Origin of the sequence: Halobellus sp. Atlit-38R, assembly GCF_003665925.1 — an archaeon.
Taxonomy (GTDB): domain Archaea; phylum Halobacteriota; class Halobacteria; order Halobacteriales; family Haloferacaceae; genus Haloquadratum; species Haloquadratum inordinatus.
Window position 1 is genome coordinate 1 of sequence record NZ_QXIJ01000103.1, and the last position, 651, is coordinate 651.

The window sequence follows — 651 nt, forward strand, 5'->3', positions numbered from 1 at the left end:
GTCGGGGCCGCGCTCGCCGGCTGTAACACGCCGGACGAGGAGACGCCGACCGAGACGCCGAGGCCGACCGAGGAGACGCCCACGCCGGAGCCGGAACTCACCGTCTTCGACGCGGTCGACGACCTCGGGATGGACCCGACGGGGCAAGAGCCGGTCGACGACATCCTCGACGAGACGTACGGCGACGACACGGCCATCGAGTTCCCGCCGGGCGACTATCTCATCACCCGCGAGCACGACTGGGACCGCGGCGTCTCGAACTTCCAACTCGTCGGCCTCGGCGACTCCCACAAGGACGTGCAGTTCGTCTTCACGTCGGGCAACAACGGCGAGAAGTACCGGTTCCTCGAAATCACGAGCGGGGACAACCACGTCCTGAAGAACTTCTCCATCCAGCAGACCGACGACGACACCACGAGTGCCGTCATCTGGCTCGCCAACGACGACGGCGCGCTCGTCGAGGACGTCGAGTGGCTCGGCCGCACCCCCACGGACAGCCACGCGCGCGACCAACTGCTCCTCTTCGACTGCACTTCGGTGGAGGGCGTCAACGTCGCCCGTCGCGTCTACATGCGCGAGGGCGCGGCGCTCCCCGGCTACCCGAACGGCGTCGCCGGGATTCGCATCACCGAGCGGTCGGTCGGCGAAGTG

General features: G+C 68.2%; 1 pseudogene. It reads left to right on the forward strand.

The annotated features are described in order from the left end of the window. Nucleotides 1-651, forward strand: a pseudogene (locus D3D02_RS18330) (hypothetical protein); the annotation flags it as partial.